At 60.3% G+C, this 24,621-nt stretch carries 28 protein-coding genes, 2 tRNA genes and 1 other RNA gene; 21 read left to right on the forward strand and 10 right to left on the reverse strand.

Going from position 1 to position 24,621, the window contains the following annotated elements; all coding sequences use genetic code 11:
• Positions 1 to 59: 59 nt before the first annotated feature.
• Both NW806_RS01375 and NW806_RS01380 read left to right on the forward strand, forming a co-directional pair.
• On the forward strand, positions 60 to 401 hold the full coding sequence (locus NW806_RS01375; RefSeq protein WP_414394984.1) for a histidine triad nucleotide-binding protein: 342 nt from the start codon (positions 60 to 62) through the stop codon (positions 399 to 401).
• Between the two features lie 285 nt (positions 402 to 686).
• On the forward strand, positions 687 to 1,337 hold the full coding sequence (locus NW806_RS01380) for a precorrin-8X methylmutase (protein WP_414409859.1): 651 nt from the start codon (positions 687 to 689) through the stop codon (positions 1,335 to 1,337).
• A 485-nt stretch (positions 1,338 to 1,822) separates the two neighbouring features.
• On the opposite strand, the gene NW806_RS01385 is transcribed toward NW806_RS01380, so the two are convergent.
• Both NW806_RS01385 and hflX read right to left on the reverse strand, forming a co-directional pair.
• The gene (locus NW806_RS01385; RefSeq protein WP_414409737.1) at positions 1,823 to 3,553 is read right to left on the reverse strand and encodes a diflavin flavoprotein; all 1,731 of its coding nucleotides are present in this window, start codon (positions 3,551 to 3,553) and stop codon (positions 1,823 to 1,825) included.
• Between the two features lie 123 nt (positions 3,554 to 3,676).
• Positions 3,677 to 5,407 (reverse strand): GTPase HflX, encoded by a 1,731-nt coding sequence (gene hflX / locus NW806_RS01390; protein ID WP_414409738.1) that lies wholly within the window; start codon positions 5,405 to 5,407, stop codon positions 3,677 to 3,679.
• A gap of 211 nt (positions 5,408 to 5,618) precedes the next feature.
• Between hflX and NW806_RS01395 the strand changes: the two genes are divergently transcribed.
• Entirely contained in the window at positions 5,619 to 5,879 is a 261-nt protein-coding gene (locus tag NW806_RS01395) for a glycoside hydrolase 100 family protein (RefSeq protein ID WP_414409739.1), read from the forward strand.
• Positions 5,836 to 7,110 (forward strand): amidohydrolase family protein, encoded by a 1,275-nt coding sequence (locus tag NW806_RS01400; protein WP_414409740.1) that lies wholly within the window; start codon positions 5,836 to 5,838, stop codon positions 7,108 to 7,110. Before NW806_RS01395 ends, NW806_RS01400 begins: the two co-directional genes overlap by 44 nt.
• Positions 7,111 to 7,112: 2 nt before the next feature.
• On the opposite strand, the gene NW806_RS01405 is transcribed toward NW806_RS01400, so the two are convergent.
• From NW806_RS01405 to NW806_RS01420, 4 genes are read right to left on the reverse strand one after another with little or no spacing between them, the layout of a single operon-like run.
• Complete coding sequence (locus tag NW806_RS01405) at positions 7,113 to 7,571, reverse strand: FxLYD domain-containing protein (RefSeq protein ID WP_414405246.1); 459 nt, start codon at positions 7,569 to 7,571, stop codon at positions 7,113 to 7,115.
• 25 nt (positions 7,572 to 7,596) lie between these two features.
• Positions 7,597 to 8,211, reverse strand: a complete 615-nt coding sequence (locus NW806_RS01410) for a 5-formyltetrahydrofolate cyclo-ligase (RefSeq protein WP_414409741.1) — start codon at positions 8,209 to 8,211, stop codon at positions 7,597 to 7,599.
• Positions 8,212 to 8,224: 13 nt separating this feature from the next.
• Positions 8,225 to 8,698 carry an FKBP-type peptidyl-prolyl cis-trans isomerase gene (locus NW806_RS01415; RefSeq protein WP_414409742.1) on the reverse strand — a complete coding sequence of 158 codons (474 nt, stop codon included), beginning with the start codon at positions 8,696 to 8,698 and terminating at the stop codon, positions 8,225 to 8,227.
• 42 nt (positions 8,699 to 8,740) lie between these two features.
• On the reverse strand, positions 8,741 to 9,397 hold the full coding sequence (locus NW806_RS01420; protein WP_414409743.1) for a hypothetical protein: 657 nt from the start codon (positions 9,395 to 9,397) through the stop codon (positions 8,741 to 8,743).
• 56 nt (positions 9,398 to 9,453) lie between these two features.
• Between NW806_RS01420 and cobJ the strand changes: the two genes are divergently transcribed.
• The 5 genes from cobJ (at position 9,454) to NW806_RS01445 (ending at position 14,082) form a co-directional block, all read left to right on the forward strand.
• Entirely contained in the window at positions 9,454 to 11,325 is a 1,872-nt protein-coding gene (gene cobJ, locus NW806_RS01425; protein ID WP_414409860.1) for a precorrin-3B C(17)-methyltransferase, read from the forward strand.
• 206 nt (positions 11,326 to 11,531) lie between these two features.
• Positions 11,532 to 11,603 (forward strand) — tRNA-Cys (locus NW806_RS01430).
• Between the two features lie 30 nt (positions 11,604 to 11,633).
• Positions 11,634 to 12,794 carry a pyridoxal-phosphate-dependent aminotransferase family protein gene (locus NW806_RS01435; RefSeq protein ID WP_414405250.1) on the forward strand — a complete coding sequence of 387 codons (1,161 nt, stop codon included), beginning with the start codon at positions 11,634 to 11,636 and terminating at the stop codon, positions 12,792 to 12,794.
• A 142-nt stretch (positions 12,795 to 12,936) separates the two neighbouring features.
• Positions 12,937 to 13,605: a PHP domain-containing protein gene (locus tag NW806_RS01440; RefSeq protein WP_414409744.1), complete on the forward strand. Its 669-nt coding sequence runs from the start codon at positions 12,937 to 12,939 to the stop codon at positions 13,603 to 13,605.
• Between the two features lie 252 nt (positions 13,606 to 13,857).
• Positions 13,858 to 14,082, forward strand: coding sequence for a DUF2997 domain-containing protein (locus tag NW806_RS01445; RefSeq protein WP_414405253.1), 225 nt, complete (start codon positions 13,858 to 13,860; stop codon positions 14,080 to 14,082).
• Between the two features lie 17 nt (positions 14,083 to 14,099).
• Here the strand turns inward: NW806_RS01445 and NW806_RS01450 are convergent, their stop codons facing one another.
• Positions 14,100 to 14,327: a hypothetical protein gene (locus tag NW806_RS01450; RefSeq protein ID WP_414405254.1), complete on the reverse strand. Its 228-nt coding sequence runs from the start codon at positions 14,325 to 14,327 to the stop codon at positions 14,100 to 14,102.
• A 184-nt stretch (positions 14,328 to 14,511) separates the two neighbouring features.
• Positions 14,512 to 14,922, reverse strand: a complete 411-nt coding sequence (gene petE / locus NW806_RS01455; protein ID WP_414409745.1) for a plastocyanin — start codon at positions 14,920 to 14,922, stop codon at positions 14,512 to 14,514.
• A 1,057-nt stretch (positions 14,923 to 15,979) separates the two neighbouring features.
• Between petE and NW806_RS01460 the strand changes: the two genes are divergently transcribed.
• The 12 genes from NW806_RS01460 (at position 15,980) to NW806_RS01515 (ending at position 24,015) form a co-directional block, all read left to right on the forward strand.
• Positions 15,980 to 16,378, forward strand: a complete 399-nt coding sequence (locus tag NW806_RS01460) for a hypothetical protein (protein WP_414409746.1) — start codon at positions 15,980 to 15,982, stop codon at positions 16,376 to 16,378.
• 62 nt (positions 16,379 to 16,440) lie between these two features.
• Entirely contained in the window at positions 16,441 to 16,659 is a 219-nt protein-coding gene (gene ndhO / locus NW806_RS01465) for an NAD(P)H-quinone oxidoreductase subunit O (protein WP_414394954.1), read from the forward strand.
• A 31-nt stretch (positions 16,660 to 16,690) separates the two neighbouring features.
• Positions 16,691 to 17,512 (forward strand): cell division protein FtsQ/DivIB, encoded by an 822-nt coding sequence (locus NW806_RS01470; protein ID WP_414409747.1) that lies wholly within the window; start codon positions 16,691 to 16,693, stop codon positions 17,510 to 17,512.
• 183 nt (positions 17,513 to 17,695) lie between these two features.
• Entirely contained in the window at positions 17,696 to 18,436 is a 741-nt protein-coding gene (locus NW806_RS01475) for an energy-coupling factor ABC transporter ATP-binding protein (protein WP_414409748.1), read from the forward strand.
• 526 nt (positions 18,437 to 18,962) lie between these two features.
• Positions 18,963 to 19,271 (forward strand): carbon dioxide-concentrating mechanism protein CcmK, encoded by a 309-nt coding sequence (locus NW806_RS01480; RefSeq protein ID WP_414361187.1) that lies wholly within the window; start codon positions 18,963 to 18,965, stop codon positions 19,269 to 19,271.
• A 40-nt stretch (positions 19,272 to 19,311) separates the two neighbouring features.
• On the forward strand, positions 19,312 to 19,653 hold the full coding sequence (locus NW806_RS01485) for a carbon dioxide-concentrating mechanism protein CcmK (protein WP_414361188.1): 342 nt from the start codon (positions 19,312 to 19,314) through the stop codon (positions 19,651 to 19,653).
• Positions 19,654 to 19,953, forward strand: a complete 300-nt coding sequence (locus NW806_RS01490; protein WP_414394949.1) for a EutN/CcmL family microcompartment protein — start codon at positions 19,654 to 19,656, stop codon at positions 19,951 to 19,953. It begins immediately after the preceding gene.
• 48 nt (positions 19,954 to 20,001) lie between these two features.
• Positions 20,002 to 21,942 (forward strand): ribulose bisphosphate carboxylase small subunit, encoded by a 1,941-nt coding sequence (locus NW806_RS01495; protein ID WP_414409749.1) that lies wholly within the window; start codon positions 20,002 to 20,004, stop codon positions 21,940 to 21,942.
• A 36-nt stretch (positions 21,943 to 21,978) separates the two neighbouring features.
• A complete protein-coding gene (locus NW806_RS01500; protein WP_414409750.1) occupies positions 21,979 to 22,656 on the forward strand; it encodes a hypothetical protein in 678 nt (225 codons plus the stop codon).
• 32 nt (positions 22,657 to 22,688) lie between these two features.
• The gene (locus NW806_RS01505) at positions 22,689 to 23,405 is read left to right on the forward strand and encodes a carbon dioxide-concentrating mechanism protein CcmK (RefSeq protein WP_414394944.1); all 717 of its coding nucleotides are present in this window, start codon (positions 22,689 to 22,691) and stop codon (positions 23,403 to 23,405) included.
• Between the two features lie 53 nt (positions 23,406 to 23,458).
• Positions 23,459 to 23,556: signal recognition particle sRNA small type (gene ffs, locus NW806_RS01510), an RNA gene on the forward strand.
• Between the two features lie 45 nt (positions 23,557 to 23,601).
• On the forward strand, positions 23,602 to 24,015 hold the full coding sequence (locus NW806_RS01515) for a hypothetical protein (protein ID WP_414409751.1): 414 nt from the start codon (positions 23,602 to 23,604) through the stop codon (positions 24,013 to 24,015).
• Between the two features lie 52 nt (positions 24,016 to 24,067).
• On the opposite strand, the gene NW806_RS01520 is transcribed toward NW806_RS01515, so the two are convergent.
• Together NW806_RS01520 and rplS are read right to left on the reverse strand one after the other, a co-directional pair.
• Positions 24,068 to 24,140 (reverse strand) — tRNA-Trp (locus NW806_RS01520).
• A gap of 46 nt (positions 24,141 to 24,186) precedes the next feature.
• Positions 24,187 to 24,570 carry a 50S ribosomal protein L19 gene (gene rplS, locus NW806_RS01525; RefSeq protein WP_414394941.1) on the reverse strand — a complete coding sequence of 128 codons (384 nt, stop codon included), beginning with the start codon at positions 24,568 to 24,570 and terminating at the stop codon, positions 24,187 to 24,189.
• Between the last annotated feature and the right edge of the window lie 51 nt (positions 24,571 to 24,621).

A 24,621-nucleotide genomic window follows, 5' to 3' on the forward strand; every position in this document is an offset into this window, starting at 1 on the left:
CAGCCACGGCAGTTTAGAGTCACAAATAGGCTAAGGGCAGAACTTGTTTGTCACCACCCATGAGCGACACGGTTTTCAGCAAGATCATCCGTAGGGAGATCCCCGCCCAAATTGTCTACGAAGACGAGAGGGCAATTGCTTTCAAAGACATTGCTCCCCAGGCCCCTGTCCACATCCTGGTGGTGCCCAAGGAGCCCATTCCCCGGATTTCCCAGGCCAAACCTGAGCATGAGGCGCTGTTGGGGCACCTACTGTTGACAGCCCAACGGGTGGCTGCTGCAGCTGGCCTAGACAAAGGCTACCGCTTGGTCATCAACGACGGAGAAGACGGTGGCCAAACTGTCTTTCATCTCCACATTCACGTTCTCGGCGGTCGACCCATGGGCTGGCCTCCCGGCTAGACGACGGTTTTGCCGCCAATGGGGGGCTTTATAGAGCGCTCCGCGCTGCCAGGGCGAGAAGGTGCAGACGTGTCAACCGGTGTCGAACGCGCTTGGGCAAGCGCTGTAGAGGGCAAATTTTGCCAACTGCGGGCATCGGCTGGCAGAGACTTTACCCAAGGGCACTTAGCGGGGCTGGGGAGACAAGCACCTCTAGCTCTGTGGAGGCCCCGCCTTTAGGCAGGGGAGGACGTCAAAGATACAATGCTGCTGTTAAGGGTAGCCGGCGGACGAGGTCTAAAGCCGATGGAGTGGCATGTCACCGATGCGGAAAGCCTGATGATTATCGACCAAGAGGTGGGCAAGCATGGGCTTTCTCCTGCCGAATACGAGGTGGTGCGTCGGGTAATTTACGCTACCGCAGACTTCGAGTATCTCCACCTCATCCGGTTTGCCAACGAGGCTCTGCAAGCAGGGGCGGCAGCCCTGGCAGCGCGCACCACCATCGTGGTGGACGAGCCAATGGTGCAGGTGGGCATTGCGCGGGCTGTGCAGAACACCTTTTCCAACCCCATCTACTGCGGCAGCGAAGCTGTCACCCGCCCCCAGAAGGACAAGACCCGCTCTGCCTGGGGCCTGCAGACCCTGGCTCAGCGCTACCCGGAGGCCATCTTTGTCATCGGCCAGTCCCAGACTGCCCTCACCACCCTAGTGCAACTGATTACAGCGAAGGAAGTAGCCCCCGCCCTCGTGATCGCGACGCCGGCTGGGTTTGTGAACGTGGTGAAAGCCAAGCAGGAGCTGGCCGATTCGATGGTACCCCACATCCGCACCGAGGGACGTAAAGGCGGTCCCGCTGTAGCAGCGGCGGTGTTGGATGGACTTTTGGATCTGGCCTGGCAGGCCTACACGCAACCTGGCCGTGGGGATCGCCCAGGTAAACCTAGCCCTGGATAAGGCAAGATCACAAACGCCTTGGGATCCTGGTCACACCTTTCTAGGTTTCGTCTTGGCAAGCTGGGAGCTGCCTTCTTGGAGTGCAGCAGGGCGTCTAGTTATGCAACATTTCCGGCATTTCAGTGGTTTTTGGAGGATCAGTTGCCTTTTGGCTGTAGCGTTTGGGCTGAGAGGGTGGGCTTATCCCGAGCAGGTGGCCGCTTTGCCTCTGTCTTCCCTCGCCGCCTCCCTAGATCTCAGCTTGGAGGAAGCACAGCTCAACCCCTACCAGCGCTGGCAACAGCAGCATGCACCTTCTGCCGTTCCCTCTGCGGGTAGCAGCTTCTACCGCCTATCCCAACAACCAGAGCAAGAAGCCCCAAAGCTGCCTTTTCCGCTCAAAGCAGAGGGGATTCCCTTGGGACAAGACAGCTCTTTTGTCTTGCATCCCAGCGGTCTAGGGTATCGGCTGTCTTATTGACGAGAAGGACGGCCCCGACAAATCATCAGTAGTGATTCCCCACCTTTCGGTGGTGCACCGCAGTGAGGCCCTCAGGACTGGAGACCCGCCCCGCCTCAAGGATGCTGTAGACCACCCAGTGGTCACTGGTTTCTAGGCGGCTGACCACGCGGCACTCCAGGTAGGCCAAGGCATCGGCAAGGATAGGGGATCCGTTGGCAGCAGGGTAGGTCTTGACGCCAGCAAAGCGGTCGGCCCCTGGAGGAAACCGCTTGAGGAAGTGGCGCATCAAGGACTGGTGATGGCCCTCCTGCAGCACGTTGAGGACAAAGGTGTCTCCCACTTGCAGGAAAGACTCGATGGCCCGATCCTTGGCCACCGCAACGCTGATCCCCGGCGGATCAGAGCTGGCCTGGGCTACCCAGGAGGCGAGCATGGCGCTAGTGGCCTGCCCTTTGCGGGCGGTGAGGATGTAAAGGCCATTGCTGATGCGACCCAGAGCGCGATCCAGGTCAGCATCTAGAGCTTTCATTTGCTGAATGCTGCGATCCCGGGTCAGCCATTGCCCTAGGTCGGTGCCAGCCTCTTCCGCCAGTTGCAGCAGGGTTTCGTTCACAGGCTGCTTGAGGAGGATGGGCGGAAATACTTCCTTAGCACCCAGCTCCTGCAAAGTGTTGCGGCAGAGGTAGACCGACTCGTCGTCTTCTCCCCCCGACTCAAACAGGCCAAAGCCCTGCTTGCTGTGGGCAGCAGCCAGAAGAGTTTTCAGCAGCATCTGCGTGGTGGCTGCCTCGGGCCCCGATTGGGGGGGCATGCCGATCACCACACCGGCAGCCAAGCTGGTTAGCTCCCGCACCTCATGGGCATCCAGCAGCCGCAGATCCGCTAGCTCTACGGCAACGCCGGTTTTTTGGATCCCGCGGGCAATGGCTTGAGCCAGCGTTTCCGCCTGGCCATATCCCGACAGGTAGAAGACGGCCACCAGCCGTTCGGCTTTGGCCTGCTCTAGACTCCAGCGGCGGTAGTGCTCTACCCAGTTAGACAAGTGATGCCGTAGTAGGGGGCCGTGGCCGGTGGCAATGGCCGCAATGGGAGGTAGGGCTTCCATGCGCTTGAGAGCCGAGAGCACGGAGCGGGCGTTGGGCGCCATGAGGCAGTCGTAGTAGAGCTTAAAGTCGGCCTGTAGCAGGTGGGGATGCTCATCCCAAGCCAAGTCGTCGCAGTAGTGCATCCCAAAGACGTCGCAGGTGTAGAGGATCTGGGTGCCGTGGTCGTAGGTGAGGATGGTGTCGGGCCAGTGCAGGTTGGGAGCCGAGATGAACTCCAGGACATGCCCCTTGCCCAGATCCAGGCGATCCCCCTGCTTCACCACCAGGTACCGGAAGGGCCGATGCACCAGGTTTTCTAGAAATTGCACGGCCACTTTAGAGGCCACCACCGTCAGCTGGGGCGCCAGCTCCAACAGGTCCCCCACTAGGCCGCTGTGATCTGGCTCGGTGTGGCTGACCACTAGGTAGTCGATTGTGGCGGGATCCAGGAGGCCTCGCAGCAGATCCAAGTACAACTGCCGAAACTTCTCGTGGGAGGTGTCAATGAGGGCCACCTTCTCGCCGCGGATCAAAAAGGAGTTATAGGTGGTGCCATTTTCCAGGGCAAACTCGATGTCAAACCGATCCCGATCCCAGTCCTGGGAGCGGATGGCAAGGGTATCGGCGCCAATAGGCAGCGTCTGCAGTGTGAGATGCGCCGAGCGCAGTGCAACTGCCATAGCGGCCATGTCCTCCCCCTCTGCCAGACGGCAACTTGGCGTGTAACTGAACCTAATTGCAATGTAACTGAATGTTGAGGCAGGGGGAAGGGAGAGGACAGCCGGCAAGTTTGGATTTTCTAATGGAATGCTTTAGGGATCTGCCGCCAAGGAGCCGGAGCCAAAGGCAGCCGCAAACTGGGCCAAGGTGTGGCGCAACTGATCCAGGTTTTGGCCAGTGGCAGCGGAAACAAACAAAGCCTTGGGGTAGAGCAGGCGGACATCTTCCACCCACTCGGGATCCAGGCGGTCAATTTTGTTGAACACCAATTGTCGGGGACCGGTGGTCAGGGGCATCTGGTCCAGCAATTTTTCCACCGCCTCGATTTGCCCTTCCCAGTTGGGGTGGGAGAGATCCACCACGTGCAGCAGGGCATCGGCCTCCGTCACCTCCTCCAGCGTGGCCTGGAATGCCTCTACCAATTGCTCAGGCAGCTCAGTTAAAAATCCCACGGTGTCGGTCAAGAGCACCGCCTGCTGACCGGGCAGCTCCAGCCGCCGCGTGGTGGGATCCAGGGTGGCAAAGAGTTGGTCAGCCACGTAGACCTGGGCGTGGGTGAGGGCGTTGAGAAGGGTAGATTTACCAGCGTTGGTGTAGCCCACCAGGGCCACCACAGGAATTTGGGATCCCTCCCGCCGTTGGCGCAGCCGCTGGCGGTGGCGGCGCAGCTCTTCCACTTCCTGCCGCAGCTTGCTGATGCGCCGCTGGATGGCCCGCCGCTCCGTTTCCAACTGGGTTTCCCCCGGGCCGCGGGTGCCAATTCCACCCCCCAACCGCGACATGGTGCGACCGCGACCAGCCAAGCGGGGCAGCAGATACTGCAGTTGTGCCAGCTCCACCTGCAACTTCCCGGCCCGGGTTCTGGCCCGCTGGGCAAAGATATCCAGGATCACCTCGCTGCGATCCACCACTCGCACTCCCAGGGTCTCCTCTAGGTTGCGCACCTGGCTGGGGGTGAGCTCGCGGTCGAACACCACCAGGTTGGCCCCCAAATCCTGCACCAGCAAGGCCAACTCCTGGACTTTACCCGAGCCGATGACCGTGGCGGAATCGGGGCTCTCCCGCCGCTGCCAGATGGTCTGGAGCACCTGTCCGCCGGCGCTCTCCACCAAGCGGCCCAGTTCCGCCAAGGCGTCCATGAGATCCTCGTAGCTCTGGCCCGGCCCCTGCAGCCCCACTAGGATGGCCCGCTCCTGCTTGGGATCCACCTGGCGGGCGGTTGCTTGGCGCCGAAAGCCATCTTCTAGCTCCGTCACCAGCTCCTGCAGATCTTGTTCTGCCAGGATCCCCAAGGGCAGAGGCTCAGAAACCTGCCAGCGGCGCCCTTCCTCCGGCACCAGATGGGCCAGGTAGGCGCACTTGACAAAGCCCGTGGCCCCCCCGCCGCGGCGCAGCTTTCCCTCTAGGGGAGAGACCGAGAGGGTAATGAGGGCATCCAGCCGCTGGAGGGCCATAGCTGTCAGCGCTTTTTGGCTAGGACCCCCTGGGCCCACTTGGGTGGTGATGCAGCGGATCCCGGACAGGCGCTCCGCCCCCTGGCGCGGCAGCTCCCAAGCCGGGATCTGCGTTTCAAAAGGGGATCCCAGCCCCACGCGAATCACTTGGCCCCGCCGATTGAGGTAAACACTGATGGGCTGGCTTTCCAGATCTTGAGTGAGGGCTCCCAGCCTTTGGGCAAACTCCACCGTCACCAGCCGATTGGGGGGCAGTCGCAGTTGGTAAAGACGTTGCAGTTGTTTGCGCTGATAGGGTTTTAGCCCCTTGGCCTGGGCAAGGCTCAAACCAAGGTCGGTCTGCTGGCGAGAGGCGCTAACCCTGGGCATAGGGACGGAGAAATACCCGAAAACAGGCTTCTATCTACCATACACGCTTTGTCCGAGCCGCCTGGGAGGGAGAGCCGCCGGCCCAGGGCCAATGAGAGCGTGGCGACGGGGCCCCAGATCCTCTGCAAAGGTTAACTACCAGGACAAGCCGAACGGCGCGTTGGCGGCAATCCCCCAGAAGGCTCGTGCCTATGTAGACGGCTAACTGAAGGTGGTGGGATCCAGCCCCGACCTCAACCATCACGAGGTGTTTATCCGCAACAAGGTGCCGGTGATGGCCTTCTTGTTGCTGCATGGGCGGTCAGACATCGTGCGCCGCTTCCTGGACTCCTGCCTTACCTGCCCAAGCTGGAATCCCTGTATCGAGCTTGCCATTGAGGTAGCTACCGCTGGCGAGAAAATGGTCAAGCCGGGTTTGGAAGAGGTGGATGGATTGGATTTTGCGCCGGGCCAATTTGCCAGATGGCCGTAAGGGAATCGACATCGGCATCGAGGGGGAGCGCATCGTTGCCCTGGAGGCAAATCTGCAGGCTACTGCTCCCCAGGAGATCGATGTGAGCGGCCGCTTGGTGTCGCCCCCCTTTGTGGATGCCCACTTTCACCTGGATGCCACCCTCACCTACGGGATCCCGCGCGTCAACCAATCGGGCACCTTGCTGGAAGGGATCGCCCTCTGGGGAGAGTTGAAGCCACTGCTAACTCTGGAGGCGGTCATCGAGCGGGCTCTAACCTACTGCGACTGGGCAGTGGCGCGCGGGATCTTAGCCATCCGCGCCCATGTGGACGTGTGCGATCCCAACCTGGTGGCGGTGCGGGCCTTGCTGGAGGTCAAGCAAAAAGTATCCCCCTACCTGGATTTGCAACTGGTGGCCTTTCCCCAAGATGGCTACTACCGCTCGCCGGGGGCGGTGCAGCTTTTGGAGAAGGCTCTGGATTTGGGGGTGGAGGTGGTGGGTGGGATCCCCCACTTCGAGCGGACAATGGCCGAAGGAGCTGCTTCAGTGCGGGCTCTGTGCGAGATTGCAGCCGCGCGGGGCCTCCGGGTGGATCTGCACTGCGACGAAACAGACGACCCCCTCTCCCGCCACGTCGAGACCTTGGCCTATGAGACGCTGCGGCTGGGCCTGCAGGGGCGGGTGACGGCCTCCCACCTCACCTCGATGCACTCGATGGACAACGCCTACGTGAGCAAACTCATTCCTCTGATGGCCGAGGCAGAGCTGGGAGTGGTCGCCAACCCGCTGGTCAACCTGGTGCTACAGGGCCGCCAGGACACCTACCCCAAGCGGCGGGGGCTGACGCGAGTGCCGGAGCTGATGGCCGCCGGGCTGACGGTGGCTTTTGGCCAGGACTGTGTGATGGATCCCTGGTACCCTCTGGGCAGCGGCAACATGCTGGAAGTGGCCCACATGGCCGTCCACGCCGCCCAGATGACAGGCTATGAGCAGATGCGGCAGTGCTTCCTAGCGGTAACCGAAAACCCAGCCCGCCTGCTGGGCCTGGAGGGCTACGGGCTCCAGCCCGGCTGCCGCGCCGATTTGGTGGTGCTCCAAGCTGCCGATGCCGTCGAAGCCATTCGCCTCAAGCCACCCTGTCTGTATGTTTTCCGCCGGGGCCGCCTCATTGCCCAAACCCCGCCGGTGGTTGCCCAGCTCCATCTCCCAGGGCGCCCAGCCCAGGTGGAGTTTACCCGTCAGCTTTAAGGCTAACGGCGCACGGTGCCGCTGAAGCCGCTGGCCTTAAATTGCTCCAGGGTCAAGGGCAGGGGGCTGGTCACGGGCACGGAGATGCGAATGGAGAAGGGGCTTTCCCCAGGAGGAACTTCGGCAATTGCCCCCAGGCGGGTGCGCTCCGGCAGAACTTCGTTGCCGTTGGCATCATAGAGGCGACCAAAGACGTCGGCATTCAGCACGGTATTCTTGGAGCGGTTGACAACTGTGCCCTCGATAAACAGGCACCTGGCCGGTATGGGGTTGCCGTTGCTGGTTACCAGGTTGGTGTATTCAGGGGTATCGGGGCAGGAGGTGACGTGGAGATCCTTAAGTTGCAGCGGGATCTTCCCAAAACCCGCTAGGAGCGCCGCCAAGACCACCCAAGCCAGACTCCAAGCAAGGGAAGAGAACCTTTGGGCTAGACGCTGCCTGTGCTCCCAAACTTGGCTCATGCTCTCTCCTCCAAGGCCTACCCCCTTAGTCTAGGGGATTCCTTGCTGGGTAAAACCCCTCTTCGGTTTGGATCCCGTCCAGGCGCTGATCCCAGGGATCGCAGGGGAGGGGCTGCTCCAGCAGACAGGCCTGCGGGACAATGCCCCACTTGGGCACGGTGGGATTTGGTAGGGAGGCTAGAAACCAGTCATAGTATCCTCCTCCGTAGCCTAAGCGCCTCCCCCAGCGATCGCAGGCCAGGGCAGGCACGAGGATTAAATCCGCCTCGCCCGGGTCGACAACGGGGCTGGTGGAGGAGGGTTCCAGCAAACCCCAGCGGTTGGGGACTAGCTCAGCCGGATTGTAGCGGTGCCAGCGCAACTGCCGCTGGGGCAAGCAGCGAGGGATCCCCCACTGCTTCTCTGGAAAAAGGACAAATAGGGATCCCAGATCCACCTCTGAGCCGAAAGCCACATAAGCCAGGATGGTTTTGGCGGCCAGGATTTGGGAACAAGAGGCCAAATGAGCCACGATCTTTTGGCTGATAAGAGCTCGATCCAACCCCTGCCGTAGCTGGCGAAAGTGCTGGCGCAGATAGGCTTTCGCTGAGGCAGGATCTGCTGCAGCCTCAGGAAGCTGAGGGAGAGAAAGTTGCTGCACAGGCCCAACGAGATTACTGGATGGCCAGCAACTCCACCTCAAAGTCTAGGGTGGCGTTGGGAGGGATCACGCCGCCAGCACCGCGGCTGCCGTAGGCCAACTCCGGCGGGATGCGCAAGTACCGCTTACCCCCCACGCGCATCGTGGCCAGACCTTCTTCCCAGCCAGGGATCACCTGCCCTGCCCCGTAGGTAAAGGTAAAGGGTTGATTGCGCTTGTAGGAGCTATCGAAGACCGTACCATCCTGAAGTTTGCCCACGTAGTTCACCACCACCTTTTGCCCTGGCTGTGGGGAAGGCCCTGTCCCTTCCACAATGTCGTAGTACTGCAAGCCCGACTCGGTAGTGATGAAATCCTTGGCTTGGGATGGGGCGGTAACTGCCGGATTGTCTTTGGCTCGGGACAGAGCTGTTGCTGGCAGTCCAATCCCTGCCCACAGGCAAAGCAAGGCCAAGCCCACCAGCAGCACCCGTTGCGTTGCTTTCATCGGCGTTTCCTTAGCTGTTGCTGTTATGGTACCAGGATTGCCTCAGCTCCTCAGCTCGGCAAATTCGATGATTTGGCCTTGCGGATCCCGCACCCAGAAAACCAAGGGCTTCTCGGAGCGGACACTGTTGCGGATCCCTTGTTTGTTAATCCGCCTCAGGAGGGCCTTGAGGGCCTCCCGCTCATAGCTGGCGTGGCGATAGCGAGCGCTGCCGCTGCGGCCTGCCGTTGTCCCGTAGGTTGACAAAGGCCTGGAGGAGCCACTGTAGGGGGTAGCAGCCGCATAGGGATCCGTAGAGCCAGGGATCACGTGCAGTTGCACCGCGTCAGAGAGTTGGTACCAAAGGCCAGCAGTATCGAGGGTTTTCGAGGCGGGCTGGCCCTTGGCGTCAAGGCGGGAGCCAAGGCCAAGATCCCCCGGGAAGTAGACGGAGCCCAGGCTAGAGCTGACGACGCTTTGCTCATAGCCGTAGTAGTACTGCAACGGCAGCTCCGCCTCCGGCAGCTTCAACACCTTCTCGTAGAACCCCCTTGCCTGCTCCAGATCGGGCACGATGATGGTGTAGACCCGCGGTGCGCCGCTCAAAAATGTCCACATCGCCCCGCCATAGGCTGAAAGCAGTAAGAACATTAGCCCCTTTGTGGAAAGCAAAGCCTCCAGCGGAATGAGGGGCAGCAGCAGTCCAAGGGGGCCCAACATCGGCACTGTCCGTGGGTGACTCTATAGTCCAGTATAGGACTCTCCCCTCCCAGGTGATGAAGCTTGCCCTGTTTGCCCCTACTCCCCGCGGTCGCCAGTTGGCCCAGCCTTTGCTGTCGCTGCTGCCGGAGGAGTGGATCTGCTGGAGCAAGGCCAACTCCCAAGGAGAGCCCCTGCCTCCGCCCTGGCAAGCTTACGGGGATCCCCTACCCGGATCCCTAGCGGCAGCAGTGGCCCAGAGCTGGCCGCAGGTGCAGGGCTGTATCTTTGTCTTGCCCGTTGGGTCAGTGGTGCGGCTCATTGCTCCCCTCTTGCGGGACAAATACCGGGATCCGGCGGTGGTGGTGGTGGACGAAGCTGGCCGCTGGGCCGTCAGCCTCTGTGGCGGACATGTGGGGGGAGCTGATGCCTTGGCGCGGCGGGTGGCGGCTGCTTTGGGAGCCGAGCCCGTCCTCACCTCCGCCTCGGAGGGTCTGGGGATCCCGCCTGTGGATTTGTTGGGGGATCCCTACGGTTGGCGGCGGGGCGCTGGCGATTGGAACGAGGTGGCTGCTGCTTTGGCGCGAGGAGAGCCAGTGGCTGTTGAGCAAACCTGTGGCACGCCGCTCTGGCGGCGGGCTTGGCCGGCAGATCACCCTCTCTTGAGCACTGCTCCTAGCCAGGCGGTGGCCCAGATCCGGATCAGCGAGTATTCAACTTCTTTGGACAAGAACAAGATCCCCACCGTTCACTGGCATCCGCGGGTGCTGTGGGTGGGGGTGGGCTGCGAGCGGGGCACTAGCCGCGCCTGGCTGGAGGGATCCCTGCGGCGCCTGTTCCAGAGCCAGGGGCTAGCTTTCGAGGCCATTGCCGGCTTGGCGACCCTAGAGCTGAAACGGGATGAGGCGGGACTTGTGGAGCTGGCCCAAGCCTACGGCTGGCCCATTCAGTTTTTCTCGGCCGAGGCCCTGGCGAGGATGCCAGTTCCCCACCCTTCGGAGGCAGTGCAACAGGCGGTGGGCACCCCTTCGGTGGCAGAGGCGGCTGCCCTTTTGGCGGCCCGGCGCTGCTCAGGGGATAGCGATCCAGCCCCAGGGAGAGCTACTCTCCTCTGCCCCAAGCAGGTCTTTGCCTCCGAAAGCGAGGGAGCTTGTACCCTAGCCATTGCTCGCGCTGCCCGAGAGTATTCGCCTCGCGCCGGCCACCTGTGGCTGATTGGCACCGGCCCTGGGGATCCCGCCCAATTGACGCTGGCTGCCCGGCTGGCTTTGGCCCAAGCCGACGCGGTAATCGGCTACCAGCTCTACCTGGGCTTGGTGGCGCCCCTCCTGCGCCCCGGCCAGATTTGCGAAGCCTTTCCCATCACGCAGGAGGTGCAGCGGGCGCAGCGAGCCATTGCCCTGGCCCAGCAGGGGCTGCAGGTGGCGGTGATCTCTTCGGGAGATGCGGGGATCTACGGCATGGCCGGTCTGGTGCTGGAGTGCCTGGCCCGTGCTGGTTGGGATGGGATCCGCCCCTCTGTGGAGGTGCTGCCGGGGATCTCTGCGCTTCAGGCTGCTGCTGCCCGGCTAGGGGCACCCCTGATGCAGGACTTTTGCGCCATTTCCCTCTCGGACCAGCTCACTCCCTGGCCGACCATCGAGCAACGCCTGCAGGCCGCTGCCCAGACCGACTTTGTGGTAGCTCTGTATAACCCTCGCTCGCGGCAGCGCTTGGATCCCTTTCTCAAGGCGCTGCAGATCTTTCGCCGAGCCCGCTCTGCCCGTACCCCGGTGGCAGTGGCCCGCAACCTCTACCGCCCCGGCGAGACCCTCCACCTCACCACGCTAGGGGAGTTGGATCCCGAGGCAGTGGACATGTTCACCCTGGTCTTGATCGGCAACTCGCAGACCTTTCGCCACGGCAGGTGGCTAATCACCCCCCGCGGCTACCCCTTGGGCAAAACTTAAAACACCCTGAGATGCCGAGGATTCAACTGCAGCCGTCGGGGAAGCTTGAGCCGCCTTTCGGTTTGGCAACGTTTTCGGGCAGTTGCCGGCGAAAATAAGTATGGGCGAGGGTGTCGATGCCTAGCCGAACCGAGAGCTGCTACCATTGACGGCGGCAAGTGGAAGAGGGATCCCCTTTTCGGATTACGATAATCTATGAGCAGTAGGGTGGCGTAGCCAAGTGGTAAGGCAGAGGTCTGCAAAACCTCTATGCGCCAGTTCGAATCTGGCCGCCACCTCTTGAAGCTGACATCCCCAGCGGGACACGCATGAAAGACAAGTTAATGTTGATGATCCCGGGCCCCACTCCCGTTCCCGAGAGTGCGCTGCTGGCCATGGCGCGGGGGCCCATCGAGCACCGCAGCAAAGAGTTCACCGCCATTCTGGAAGAGGTGACGGATGGGCTGCGCTGGCTGCACCAGACTACTTCGGATGTGTTTGTCTTTGCCTCCAGCGGCACCGGGGCGATGGAAGCCGGGATCCTCAACACCCTCAGCCCTGGGGATCGCGTCTTGGTAGGGGTCAACGGCAAGTTTGGCGAGCGCTGGGCCGAGATGTCGGAGCAATTTGGCCTGCAGTGCGAGCGGATAGAAACCCCCTGGGGCGTGCCCTATCCCGTCGAAGTCTTCCAGGAGAAGCTGGCTGCTGACCGGGAGAAGACCATCAAGGCGGTCATCCTCACCCATTCAGAAACCTCTAGCGGCGTGGCCAACGATGTGCAGGCCATTGCGGCTGCCGCCCGCGAGCATGGGGAAGCCTTGGTAATTGTGGATGCCGTCACCAGTTTGGGAGCCATGCCGGTGCCCATGGACGAGTGGGGCTTGGACGTAGTGGCCTCTGGATCACAGAAGGGCTACATGATCCCGCCAGGGCTGGGGTTTGTAGCTGTTAGCCCGCGGGCCATGGCTGCTGCCGAGCGCTCTCGCTTTCCCAAGTACTACTGGAGCTTTAAGCTTGCCCAAAAAGCCCTGCGCCAAGGCACCACTCCCTTTACGCCGGCAGTGAACCTGTTCTACGCCCTACAGGTTACCCTGCGCCTAATGCGGGCCGAAGGATTGGAGGCCATCTACCGCCGCCATGCCCGCTTGGCCCAGGCCACCCGCGCCGGTGTCAAGGCCCTGGGGCTGAAGCTTTTGGTCAACCCCGAGTCAGCGGCTAGCCCCTCGGTAACAGCCGTGCTGGCTCCGGAAGGGATCAACGCCGACACCCTCCGCAGCACCCTGAAGAAACACTTCGACATTGCCCTTGCTGCTGGCCAAGATCACCTCAAGGGCAAGATCTTCCGCATCGGCCACCTGGGCTTCGTGAGCGAGCGCGACATTCTCACAACCCTGGCTGCTCTGGAATCGACCCTGCACACCCTGGGCTACAGCGACTTCTCTCCTGGAGCAGCTCTCAAAGCGGCCGAAGAGATCTTGGCCAACCCCTAGGGATCCCTGGCCCATTCTGTAGCTCTTGACACCTAGCGACCCTCCCTTGCCCTGGCTAGAATGGGTGAACCTGCTTAACAAAAGATAAAACTCCAAAGTTTACTGCTCTGGAGAGATGCCTGGTTGAGACTCAAAGGCTGTCATGCTGATTAGTTTGCAACGGGATCCCTGTCAAACTGCTTCGGCAGCAGAGTTGCGGCGAGTGCTGCAAGGGATCGGCCCCCTTTCTTGTCCCTGGCAGTACAACTTTCACCTGCACACCCGCTGTTCGGATGGGCAAATGGATCCGGTGGAACTGGCGGAGCAGGCGCGCCGGCATGGCCTCCAGGGCCTGGCCATCACCGATCACCACACCCTGAAGGGCTACCAACAGGCCCGCGCCCACCTGGATCGCCCCGGTGATCCCATCCTGTGGCCGGGGATCGAGATTACAGCCAACTTGCTGGGCTGCGAGGTGCATATTCTTGGCTACGGGTTTGATCCTGCTGACCCTGTTTTGGAGCCTTACATCCAAGGCGAGCAAGTGCCCGGCCTGGGTGCTGCTGAGGCCATTGGGGCCATTCAAGCGGCGGGAGGGTTGGCGGTATTGGCCCATCCCTTTCGCTACTGGCTGCCTGCAGAAGTCCTCGTCCCGGCAGCAGCAGCTCTAGGAATTGACGGTCTCGAAGTCTACTACGCTTATAAAAATCCGGAACCTTGGGCTCCCAGCCCAGAAGAGACGGCGATCGGGGAGGAGTTGGCCCAGACCTACGGACTCTTGAAAACCTGTGGCACCGATTCCCACGGTTCCAGCATCCTCAGGCGTATTTAGCCGGCTCCACCTAGGGGCGGGGATAGAGCAACTGACCCAGGCGGCGCAACTGCTCGGCCGTGCCCATACACAGCAGCAGATCCCCTGGCTGCAGCAAGGTGTCGCTGGTGGGTCCGCCAATAAGCTGGCCGTCTGCTCCATAAAAAGCTCACAGGGCTTAGGGTGATGAGCTCCCACCCATTGCCACTGCTTGCAAGGGGGGGACGCACCGAGGCCATGGAGCCAATACAATGGGGAGGAGGAAAAGGGTTGTTGAGCAGGCAGATGCCCGAGTACGTCAAGATCGAGTATCGGATCGACAAAAATGGGCAGGTAACGGAGACCGTGCTAAACGGTAACGGCTCCAGTTGTACGCTAGCGACTGCGGAGCTGGAAGCAGCCCTTGGAACGGTGCAAAAACGAGAGCTGCTGCCTGAGTTTCATCAGCCGGCAGAAACTGAGATAGAATCTCGGGTTTCTTTGCAACAAACCTGCTGAGTCCCACCTCTACCTGCTCATTTTCTCTTCTTGCCCCTCTTGCCGGCGTTGGCAGCCCGCGCCGCCTCAACTGCTCCCTGGAACAGCCAAACGGCTAGGGGAGCGGCCACGATCAAGATGATGCTAGTGGGGCCAACGCCAAAGTCCGGCTCACCAGAAGCCAACTCGAAGATTGAGCCCACAGCGGCAATGGCGCTGACGCAGGAAACCGCTAGGAGCAGGTAGCTTTTGACAGGGGTGGTCATGGGGAACCCGTCTGGAGACTACAGTTAGGGGCTAGGGCCTGTCCAGCCTAAGAGCAAGCCGGCTAGACTTCTCTTCGCAAAAAAGCCCCCTCATCCTTGAGAGGGCTAGCTTTTTTTCTATACTACTACGGGTAGGGCTCTGCCCCAGCAAGCCGAAGTCGGGGTTGCTAGCCTACAGTTCGATTTACCCCTTGACAATGATCTTGCCAACCATTCCGGCTCCCCGATGGGGCGTGCAGTAGTAGGTGTACTCGCCCGGCGGGACATCGACAAAGGCCGTCTCGACCACTTGGCTGGGAGCAGTGAGCAGGGCCTTGTGGGAGAGCTTGGCTGCCAGGGCCGCATCGCCACCGGGTACTTTGTCGAAAACAATGTTGTGGGGATAGACCTTGTTGTTGACCCACCGAACAGTATCCCCTTTCTGGATGGTGAGGACAGGGGGATCGTAAATGAGCTGGGCCTTATCGGAGCCCATTTTGACCGTGTAGGTTTCAGCAGCAGCAGGGTTGGACAAAAACGCCCCTGCAGCCATCCCGAGCACAAGGGTGAGGAGAACAAGCTGTAGACGCTTTGCCAGGTTAAAAACAAACAACATGGATCCCTCTCAAAACGTAACAGCACTTACTCTTCTGCTGCTTGGCCACCGCTTTCCAAGCTGTGAAGCGTGCCTGGTCATGCAGGAGGAGTGACAGCTCTATCTTAACCCAACTTTAGGCATCTTTAAGCATGGAAAGCATCTTTTTTGCCAGAACCAGAATCAGTTAAACTACCCGGTGGGACATCCCGGGTCTGCTCGCTGACGGCTCTTGCGAAAGCTCCCCGTTAAAGCGAGAAGCCCATGCTACGCCTACCTACAGGATCAGTGCCGGGAGTATGTCGCGTGTAGGGCGGCCGTGCTTCTTCTCTCAGGTTGCCCCTGCGTTCACGGCCAGCTTCCAAGAGGCTTCTGGCAAAATCTGGACCTGCCCCATTAGCACTGCCCTAAGCTTGGGCAGAGTCCTCAAGCTGGAGATGCACTACTAGGTGCAGAGGTGAAGGTTCTTCCCAGCGGCTTTGTAGCAGCTCTTTGGCTTGAGAGGGATCCGCCGCCTCCCCTAGATACCCAACACCTATACCTAGACTGGTATTGTAGGTTTTTAGGGCCAGAGGTGGGCAATTTCCCGAAGCCTAACCTCGTTCAGGAAAGCAATGCTAAAGTGCCGCTTGCGCAGCAGGCTATTTGAGGTAAATTGGCGGATTCGTAGGACTTCCTCAACAACGGACTGAATAGTGATAGCTTTTGTCAGATTGAGTTTGTCAGATTGAGTTGGATCGAATGCTGTTTAACTGATTTCGAGAGTTAAGGCCTATCTCTAGAAGAAAGCCAAAACGGTTTTTTTGGCAGCATACGGACCAGCCGCTGAGATCCCTAGGGCTCTAGAGTAGGCTGGCTGTCCTCAAGGGGCCATTGGGTTAAAAGTTCTTTCCTGGGAAGGTCTTCCCAGCTTGAGCGCTTGAGTAAGCAATCCTTGCTGTAGGTAGGAGGCGCACTAGCCCAAGTTAGCTTAATATGGTTTCAGAGGTGGGCCAGGCGTTACCTTACGTAACCGCAGCTAACTGACCCAGCCTCTAGAGATTGGCTCCTCTTTCCTTGCACTGCAGGCAAAAAGACAATGGTAGGCATCTTCAGGCGCTTTTTCGGCTCTCGTGGTCGAGCAGCTTCCCAAAGCTTATCAGAAACGGTTTCCCAGCCGGCCAAAAAGAAAGACAACACCTTCTTTCTCAACCCGGATGAGGCCAAGACCCTTGGCAACATCGAATACATGCGCACTCCTAGAACTGTGAAGCACACCTTCAAAGACTTTGGCTCTGGCGGCAAGATAGAGGTGGTGGAGGAGGTGTCTTCCTTGAGCAAGGTTAAGTTGACTGAAGAAAAAAGCAAAGCTCCTGAACCTGTTGCCGAACAGGGCTCCCCCACCTCCAACAGCGGCAGCGGAGTGGCCTCACGCCGCGGAGGAGGATCTGACCTAGATAGGTTCCGCGAGATGGCTCGCAGCTTACGGAAAAAGTAGGCTAGCTGCGAGTGGACTAGCGCCCAGATTCAACCCATCAATCAGCACCGAAGGGAAAGACAATGGCAATCAAGCGAGGCACCCTGGTAAGAGCCATCCGTGAGAAGCTGCAGGGCAGCTTGGAAGCCCAAGCCAGTGATCCCATGATCCCCAACTACGTCTTTGACACGGCTGGAGAAGTGGTGGAGATTAAGGGAGACTACATCCAGATTAAGTTTGGAGCTGTTCCCACCCCTCCGATCTGGCTGCGGGTTGATCAGGTCGAGGAAATTGCCGGTTAGGTTGCTCCCTGCCGGAAGAAAGAGGGAGGCGGTGGTATCTCTTGCTCCGCCCAGCCGCGAGCAACTTTTGCGACGGCGGCAACTTCTGCGCCAAGAGCGGCGTCGCCGTTTTTGGCAGGGATCCTGGCGCTTGGCCAGTTCCACAGCTTTCCTGCTACTGCTGGTGCAAAGCCTGCAGCAGCCCTACTGGCAAATTCGTCGACCAGAGCAGATTCAGGTCAGCGGTAACCACTGGGTGGATCCCGACTGGATCCGGAGGCAATTGCCTCTGACCTATCCGATAAACATCTGGCAGGTGCAGCCAGCAGCGTTGGAAAAAGCCTTGCTGGGATCCCCGGCTTCCCCTTTCCAGAGCGTCCAGGTGCGGCGGCGGTTGCTGCCAGTGGGAGTTGTTGTCCAGGTGCAGGAACGGCAGCTGATTGCCCGTGCTCGCCGAGGCGACCAAACGGGTTGGGTGGATCGAGAGGGCAACTGGCTGCCCCCGGATCCCTACCGTTTCCTTGAGTCCTTGCCCGAGTTGGAGGTGCTGAGCTGGGAGAGCCACCCACCCGAGCAATGGGCGCCACTGCTCGAAGCCCTGCAACTGTCTGAAGTTCCAATCAGGGCAGTGGATTGGCACGCCGGCGGAGGGATTACCCTACACACTGAGCTGGGCAATGTTTATCTGGGGCCGCTTTCTGACCGCCTGCCCTTGCAAATTCAAATCCTCAACCAAATGCGGGATCTGGGCCGCTACTGCGAGTGTACGCCCGAGGAAATTCTCCAGATTGATCTAAGCAGCCCCAGCGTGCCCACCTTGCAGCTTACCCCCGCCGCCATGCAGAGGCGCCAGAAGGATCTGGAGCAACGCTAGACTATTCCCTTGGCTAAAGCCAACTCCATCCCGCAGGTGTGAAGGTAGCTCTGTCCCTGGCCTTGGCTGCCTGCGCTGGGGGGCTAGCTTGCAGACCAGGGTCAGAGTTTGCTGCATAGTAGTGTAGTCGTCTTACGTTGGAGGGCGGCTAGATCCTGGGGCTGCCGTGCCGCGTTTTTTCTGATGAAGACAAGGCCAGCGGTGGAGGTTAGCCAGTTGTGGGTCGCCTACCCTGGTTGCCCACTGGTTCTGCAAGGGGTGGATCTCAGAGTTGAAGTTGGCCAGCGGGTGGGGGTTATCGGCCCCAATGGTGCCGGCAAAACTACCCTGTTCCTTGCTCTTGCGGGTCTCTTGCCCCTCCGCGCTGGGCAGATTACGTTGTTTGGGGAGCCGCTGCAACCTGGCCAATTTCGGCCTGAGGTGGGGCTAGTGTTTCAGGATCCCGATGACCAACTGTTTGCCGCCTCTGTGGCGGAGGATGTGGCCTTTGGACCGCGCAATCTCGGTTGGCCTGAAGCGGAGATTATCGCCGCCGTACAGTCAGCCCTGCAGAGGACTGGCACCCTGCATCTAGCCAATCGCCCACCCCACCGCCTCTCCAGTGGCGAAAAGCGTCTGATTGCCATCGCTGGGATCCTGGCGATGCAGCCCCAGTTGGTGCTCTACGACGAGCCGACCGCTAACCTGGATCTGCGGGCGCGACGGCAGCTAATCGCCTTTTTCCAGCAAGTAGGCCACACCTTTCTGCTGGCCTCCCACGATCTGGAGCTGATCCTTGAGGTGTGCGATTGGGTGATCCTTTTGGATCAAGGCCGCGTCTGGGCTCAGGGATCCCCCAGGCAGCTGCTAAGCCAAGCCGACCTCTTGGAAGCGCATAGTTTGGAGGTGCCCCCTTCGCTGCGCTGTCAGGGAAAGAGTGGCTAAGCTGGTGACTCTGAGGAGAAGGAGTGTCAAGAACTGTTTGTTAACAGTTAACAACAGTCGTGCTTTCTTAATAAAAGCTATCACTCCAATTAAGAATATTGATTTTTATTCGGGATGATTGGGGATATCATTCTGCTTAGGTCGGAGATCCTCGCTCTGAGCTATCTCAGCCGAATTCTCTGTATGATTTCAGCAAGGGATAGGTTGAGCTCAGAGTTGATAGCTTTGCCTTGCTGCGCGATGGCTCCCTTGAAATCCCGATGGCTCCTAGTGGCTCGTCCCAACCTAGTCCGAGGTCTGTTGCTAAGCAGGTCTTTCTTGGGCAAAAAGGGGGGAGGAAGCGTCTAGGTCAGTCAGGGTTGGTTTTCCTGAAGGGATCACCAGGTGAGGCAGAGACAGAAGGATCTTCACTTGAGGTCAACGAAGTAGCCAGATCCTAGCAGCCAGCCAATCGGCAAGACAGTAGCTGCTAGGTTGAACTTCACGGTGCTTAGGAACTAGGCGTTCAAAGGGGTGGAGAGTTGATATGCCTATTGCAGTTGGAATGATTGAAACGCGGGGGTTTCCAGCAGTAGTAGAAGCAGCCGACGCCATGGTGAAGGCGGCGCGTGTCACGCTGGTGGGCTACGAAAAAATTGGCAGCGGGCGTGTCACTGTGATCGTGCGGGGTGACGTCTCCGAGGTGCAGGCCTCGGTAGCTGCCGGTTTGGAATCTGCCAAGCGGGTAAGCGGTGGCGAGGTGCTCTCCCACCACATCATTGCTCGGCCGCATGAAAACCTGGAGTACGTGCTGCCCATTCGCTACACCGAAGCGGTGGAGCAGTTTCGCACATAGCGCAGAAGCTGGTAAACCCATCTCAGCGTAAGGAGTCCCTATGGCCATCGCAGTTGGAATGATTGAAACGCTGGGTTTCCCAGCAGTAGTGGAAGCGGCCGATGCCATGGTGAAGGCAGCGCGCGTCACCTTGGTGGGCTACGAGAAAATTAGCAGTGGGCGCGTCACCGTGATCGTGCGGGGCGATGTCTCTGAGGTGCAGGCCTCGGTAGCTGCCGGCATCGAAGCCGTGAAGCGGGTCAACGGCGGCCAGCTGCTCTCCTGGCACATCATTGCCCGTCCCCACGAAAACCTGGAGTACGTGTTGCCCATTCGCTACACCGAGGACGTGGCCCAGTTCCGCGAAGGGGTCAATGCCATTCGTCCCTTCACGCGTCCCTAGATGCGTATTGCGATTGTACGGGGTACCGTCACCAGCACCCAGAAGGATCCCAGCCTGACGGGCGTGAAGTTCCTGGTGGTGCAGTATGTCGATCTCGAAGGCCGGCCGCAGCCGGACTATGCTGTGGCTGCTGACCCAGTGGGGGCCGGCGCCGAGGAATGGGTGCTGGTCAGCCAAGGTAGCGCGGCTCGCCAACCGCGGGGAAACGAAACCCGACCTTTGGATGCCGTGGTGATGGCCATTATTGACACCGTTAGCATTGACGGTCGCTCCGTCTACAACAAGCGCGAGCAACGCTAGCTGGGATCCTTCCCTTTCCTCTTTGATTGGGTCTAGAGGCTCACGGTTATGCCTGCTCAAACCTACGCTGCGCCGCCAACGCCCTGGTCACGTCGCTTGGCGGAGCCTACCATTCATCCCTCTGCTTACGTCCACTCCTTTTCCAATCTCATCGGGGATGTGCGCGTCGGCGCTCAGGTGCTCATCGCCCCTGGAACTTCCATCCGCGCCGATGAAGGATCCCCCTTCTACATTGGCGACGGCTCCAATATCCAGGATGGGGTGGTGATCCACGGCCTAGAGCAAGGGCGGGTCATTGGGGAAGATGGCCAGCCCTACTCGGTGTGGATTGGCAAGAACACCTCCATTGCCCACATGGCCTTGATCCACGGGCCAGCCTACGTGGGCAACAACTGCTTCATCGGCTTCCGCTCCACCGTGTTCAATGCGCGGGTGGGAGATGGCTGCATCATCATGTTGCACTGCCTCATCCAGGATGTGGAGATCCCGCCGGGCAAATATGTGCGCTCCGGCTCCATCATCACCAACCAAGCTGAGGCTGACCGGCTACCGGATGTCCAAGATAGCGATGCCAAGTTTGCTCAGCACGTTATCGGCATTAACCAAGCCCTGCTGGAGGGCTACCACTGCAGCGAGAACCTCGTCTGTATTGCTCCTATTCGCAACGAGCTGATGCAAGCCCGCGCCTCTGGTTCTTCCTCCTCTCTTGCCAATGGGCACAACGGCAGCGGATCCCTTCTAAGTCCAGAGGTGGTGGAGCAGGTGCGCGCCCTCTTGGCCCAAGGCTACCGGGTGGGCCTGGAATACGCTGATCCCCGCCGCTTCCGCGTCTCCTCTTGGCAGAGCGAAGGCCCAATCCTCGGCACCCACGAGGCCGAGGTGGTGCAATCGCTGGAAGCTCTTCTAGCAGCCCACCGCGGGGAGTATGTGCGCCTGTTGGGGATCGATCCCAAAGCCAAGCGGCGGGTGCTGGAGCAGATTATCCAAACCCCAGAAGGTCCCGCAACCCCCTCGGGATCCTCTGGCCGCCTTTCGGTGGCTATGCCAGGCTCCAGCAGGGGGGAATGGCGTCTGGAGGAGGAGATCCAAAGCCTGGTGGCCCAAGGGTACCGCGTTGGCCTGGAAGTGGCCGATGCTCGCCGCTACCGCACTTCTTCGTGGCAGACCTTGGGTACTTTCAGCGGCTCGGTCCAGGAGATCCTAACGGCTGTGCGGGCAGCCCTAGCCGAGCACGCGGGAGAGTACGTGCGCCTGTTGGGGATCGATCCCAAAGCCAAGCGGCGGGTGCTGGAGAAGGTGATTCAGACCCCCAAAGGTCAGGTGGGCAGCAGTCCGGCGGAGGCGGGCGCGGCAACAAGCACGACTTCTGCTTCTGGGGCAGGGGACAGCAGCAGCCCGGATTTGGAGCTGCAGGAAGAGGTGCACCGGTTACTGGCCCAGGGCTACCGCATCGGCTACGAATATGCCGACGAGCGCCGCTTCAAAACTTCCTCTTGGCAGAGCGGGCCGGTCCTTCGCGCTAGCCGTGGGCCAGAGGTGTTGGCCGAGCTGAGGGCGGCGCTGGCAGAGCACCAGGGCCACTACGTGCGCCTGCTGGGGATCGATCCCAAAGGGAAAAAGCGGGTCTATGAGCGCCTCATCCAGACCCCCAGCGGCAAGCCGCCGACTTCTGCGCCGGCAGCTCAAGGAGCGCCGGTGGCTGCAGTTTCCCCTCCCTCCACCCCTAGGCGACTTAGCAGCGAGGTGGTGGCGCAAGTCCAGCAACTACTTAGCCAGGGCTACCGCATCGGCACTGAACACGCTGACAAGCGCCGCTTTCGCACCTCCTCTTGGCAAAGCTGTAGCCCCATTGAAGCCACGCAATTGGACCAAGTGGTAGCAGCCCTGGAGGCCTGCCTAGAGGAACATCGCGGCGAGTACGTGCGCCTGCTGGGCATTGACCCCAAATCTAAGCGGCGGGTGCTGGAGCAGATTATCCAAACCCCTTGAGGAGTTCCGGGTTGGTTTCCAGCCAGCCCCCTAGCGATGAGAAGCACCTTGGCTTCCACTCTGCCCACCTCCCTCAGGCCCCAAGCCTGGCTCGCGCAGAGCGGTAAAGCCCACTACGTTGTCAGTGGTGAGGTAGACATAGAGGAGGAGGCAAGCATCGGCCTAGGGGTGCTGCTGCGCGCCAATCCCGGCTGCCGTATCCACATCGGGCGGGGCGTCTGTATTGGCGCGGGATCTATCCTGCACGCCTGTGGGGGATCCCTGGTTGTGGAGGCGGGGGCTACTTTGGGAAGGGGGGTGCTGGTGATTGGGCAAGGCACCATCGGCGAAAATGCCTGCATTGGCTCGGAAGCCACGCTGCTCAACTGTTCAATACTCCGCCAGGCAGTCATTCCTCCCGGCTCGCTACTTGGGGATCCCACCTGGAGAAGCGAGGAAGAGGCGACTGGAGTAACCCAGACAGAGCCAGAAGAGGCAGAGAGGGTGCAAGAGTTGCCCGCAGCCCCCGCCCAAGGAGTGTCTGAGGCCAAGACCCCTCCTCCTTCTCCTGAGGCAGAGGTAACCCCTCAGGAGCAAGCAGCGGCGGAGCCAGCGCAAGAACAAAAGGGAGCAGGCAGGCTCAACGGGATCCCAGGCCGTGCCGAGCTGGAGCGGCTGTTGGGGAAGATCTACCCTCACCGTCAGGTTCTCTCCTCGCGGGATGGGCGGTTCTGAGAGCTACCCTGGCATTGAGGAAGTAGGGTGCCATGTCCACCTCTCTGGGCCTTATTCAGACGCGCAGCTTCCCAGTCATTGTCCGCGTTGCCGACGCCATGACCAAGTCGGCCGGCGTGACTCTCATTGGCTTTGAGAAGATCTCCGGCGGCTACTGCACGGCAATTGTGCGGGGGAACATCGCCGACGTGCGCATTGCCATCGAAGAGGGGATTGAAGTGGCTCGCCAGTTTAACCAGGAGGAGATCTCCAGTCTGGTGATCCCAAGGCCCCTGCCCAACCTAGAGGTGGTGCTGCCCATCAGCAGCAAGCTGTCTCAGCTGGCCCAAAGTCGGGGCTACAGCCGCCTCAGCAACCTAGCCGTGGGCCTGCTGGAGACCCGCGGCTTCCCCGCCATGGTGGGGGCTGCTGACACAATGCTGAAAACAGCCGATGTGCAGCTAGCCGCCTACGAGACCATTGGCGACGGCTTGTGTACGGTCATCATTCGCGGCACAGTCTCCAACGTGGCCATTGCCATCGATGCGGGCATGTACGAGGCAGAGCGCATTGGCGAGCTAAACGCCGTGGCCGTGATCCCACGCCCCCTCGACGAACTGGAGCAGGCCCTGCCGGTGGCCAGTTGTTTTGTTGCCCAGCCGGTTACCTTGCCCGTGGCGATCCCTCAAGCTCAGAAAGAAGAGGTACAGCGCAGCGAGAGGGCGGGAGAGCGGATCCCAGTCTATTTGGAGCCGCCAGGCACTCCCTAGGCTCACCGCTAGACAGCAAGCCAAGCAGGAAAAAAAATGCTAGGCTACTGGAAGACCTGGGTCCGTGCGGCTCGGACGCCCAAACCGTGTCAGGATCGGAAGATAGCAGCACTACGGGATGCTCTGAGCAGGCGCGTCAACCCAGGTCGCCCTTTTCCCGCAGCTGGGTTCCACGGGCACTAGCAGGGCACACCCTATGGCTGAAAAAGACAATCCCCTTGCCCACTTAGCTCAAAAGGCCTTCTACTTCGGCATGGGTCTGGCGGCGCTAGTTGCCGACAATGTCCCCAAGGTGGCTGGGAATGCCAGAGACCGCCTGCTGGAGCTGCGCAAGCAGCTGCAAGCCCTAGTGGATGAATTGGTAGAGCTGGGGGCGATGAGAGCCGAGGAGGCGCGAGCCTACATGGACGCTATTGCCGCCACTGTCAACCGCAAGGAAGAGGGAAAGGCTGCCGGTGGCCCCCGCAGAATCACCATTGAAGATATGGGCGAGGCAGAGGCAGAAGGGAGCACTGCCATTGAGCTGTCAGAGGCAGCTCGACTGCGCCAGCGGATTGCTGAGCTGCAGGCAGAATTGGAGCGGATCAAGAAAGAGGCCGGTAAAGCCTAGCTTGGCAGAGTATACAGGTTGCACTGCAAAGGCCAGCTTGAGCTCTAAGTAACGCGTCCTGGAGGACTCGAACCCCCGACATCCGGTTTTGGAGACCGACGTTCTACCAGCTGAACTAAGGACGCACTAGAGACTAGCTTTCTATCTAGCCTAGCAAGTTTCCCTGTAGCTTTAAAGGGCCTCCTCCTGGAGATCTTCCTTGGCTTTGATGCGCGTGGCTTTGCCTACTCGCTTCCTCAGGTAGAAGAGCTTGGCGCGGCGCACTTTGCCCCGCCGTAGCACCTGAATGGACTCGATGCGCGGCGAGTGAACTGGGAAGACGCGCTCCACGCCAATGCCCTGGAAAACCTTGCGCACGGTGATGGTGCGGTTGAGACCCGCATGGCGCATGGCAATGACCGTGCCTTCAAAAGTTTGCACTCGCTCTTTGCCACCTTCTTGAATGCGTACCCCCACCCGCACCTGATCCCCAACGTGGATCTCAGGTAGGTCCGGCTTCAGGTATTCCGCCTCCACAAGGCGGAGGATGGCCTCGGGGTTGATGCGAGCGTTCATGGCTTTCCCGCGCTCTCAGCGGCTAACTATCGTAGCAATCCCCCTGCTTTT

This window comes from Synechococcus sp. W65.1, from assembly GCF_047461615.1.
Classification (GTDB): domain Bacteria; phylum Cyanobacteriota; class Cyanobacteriia; order Thermostichales; family Thermostichaceae; genus Thermostichus.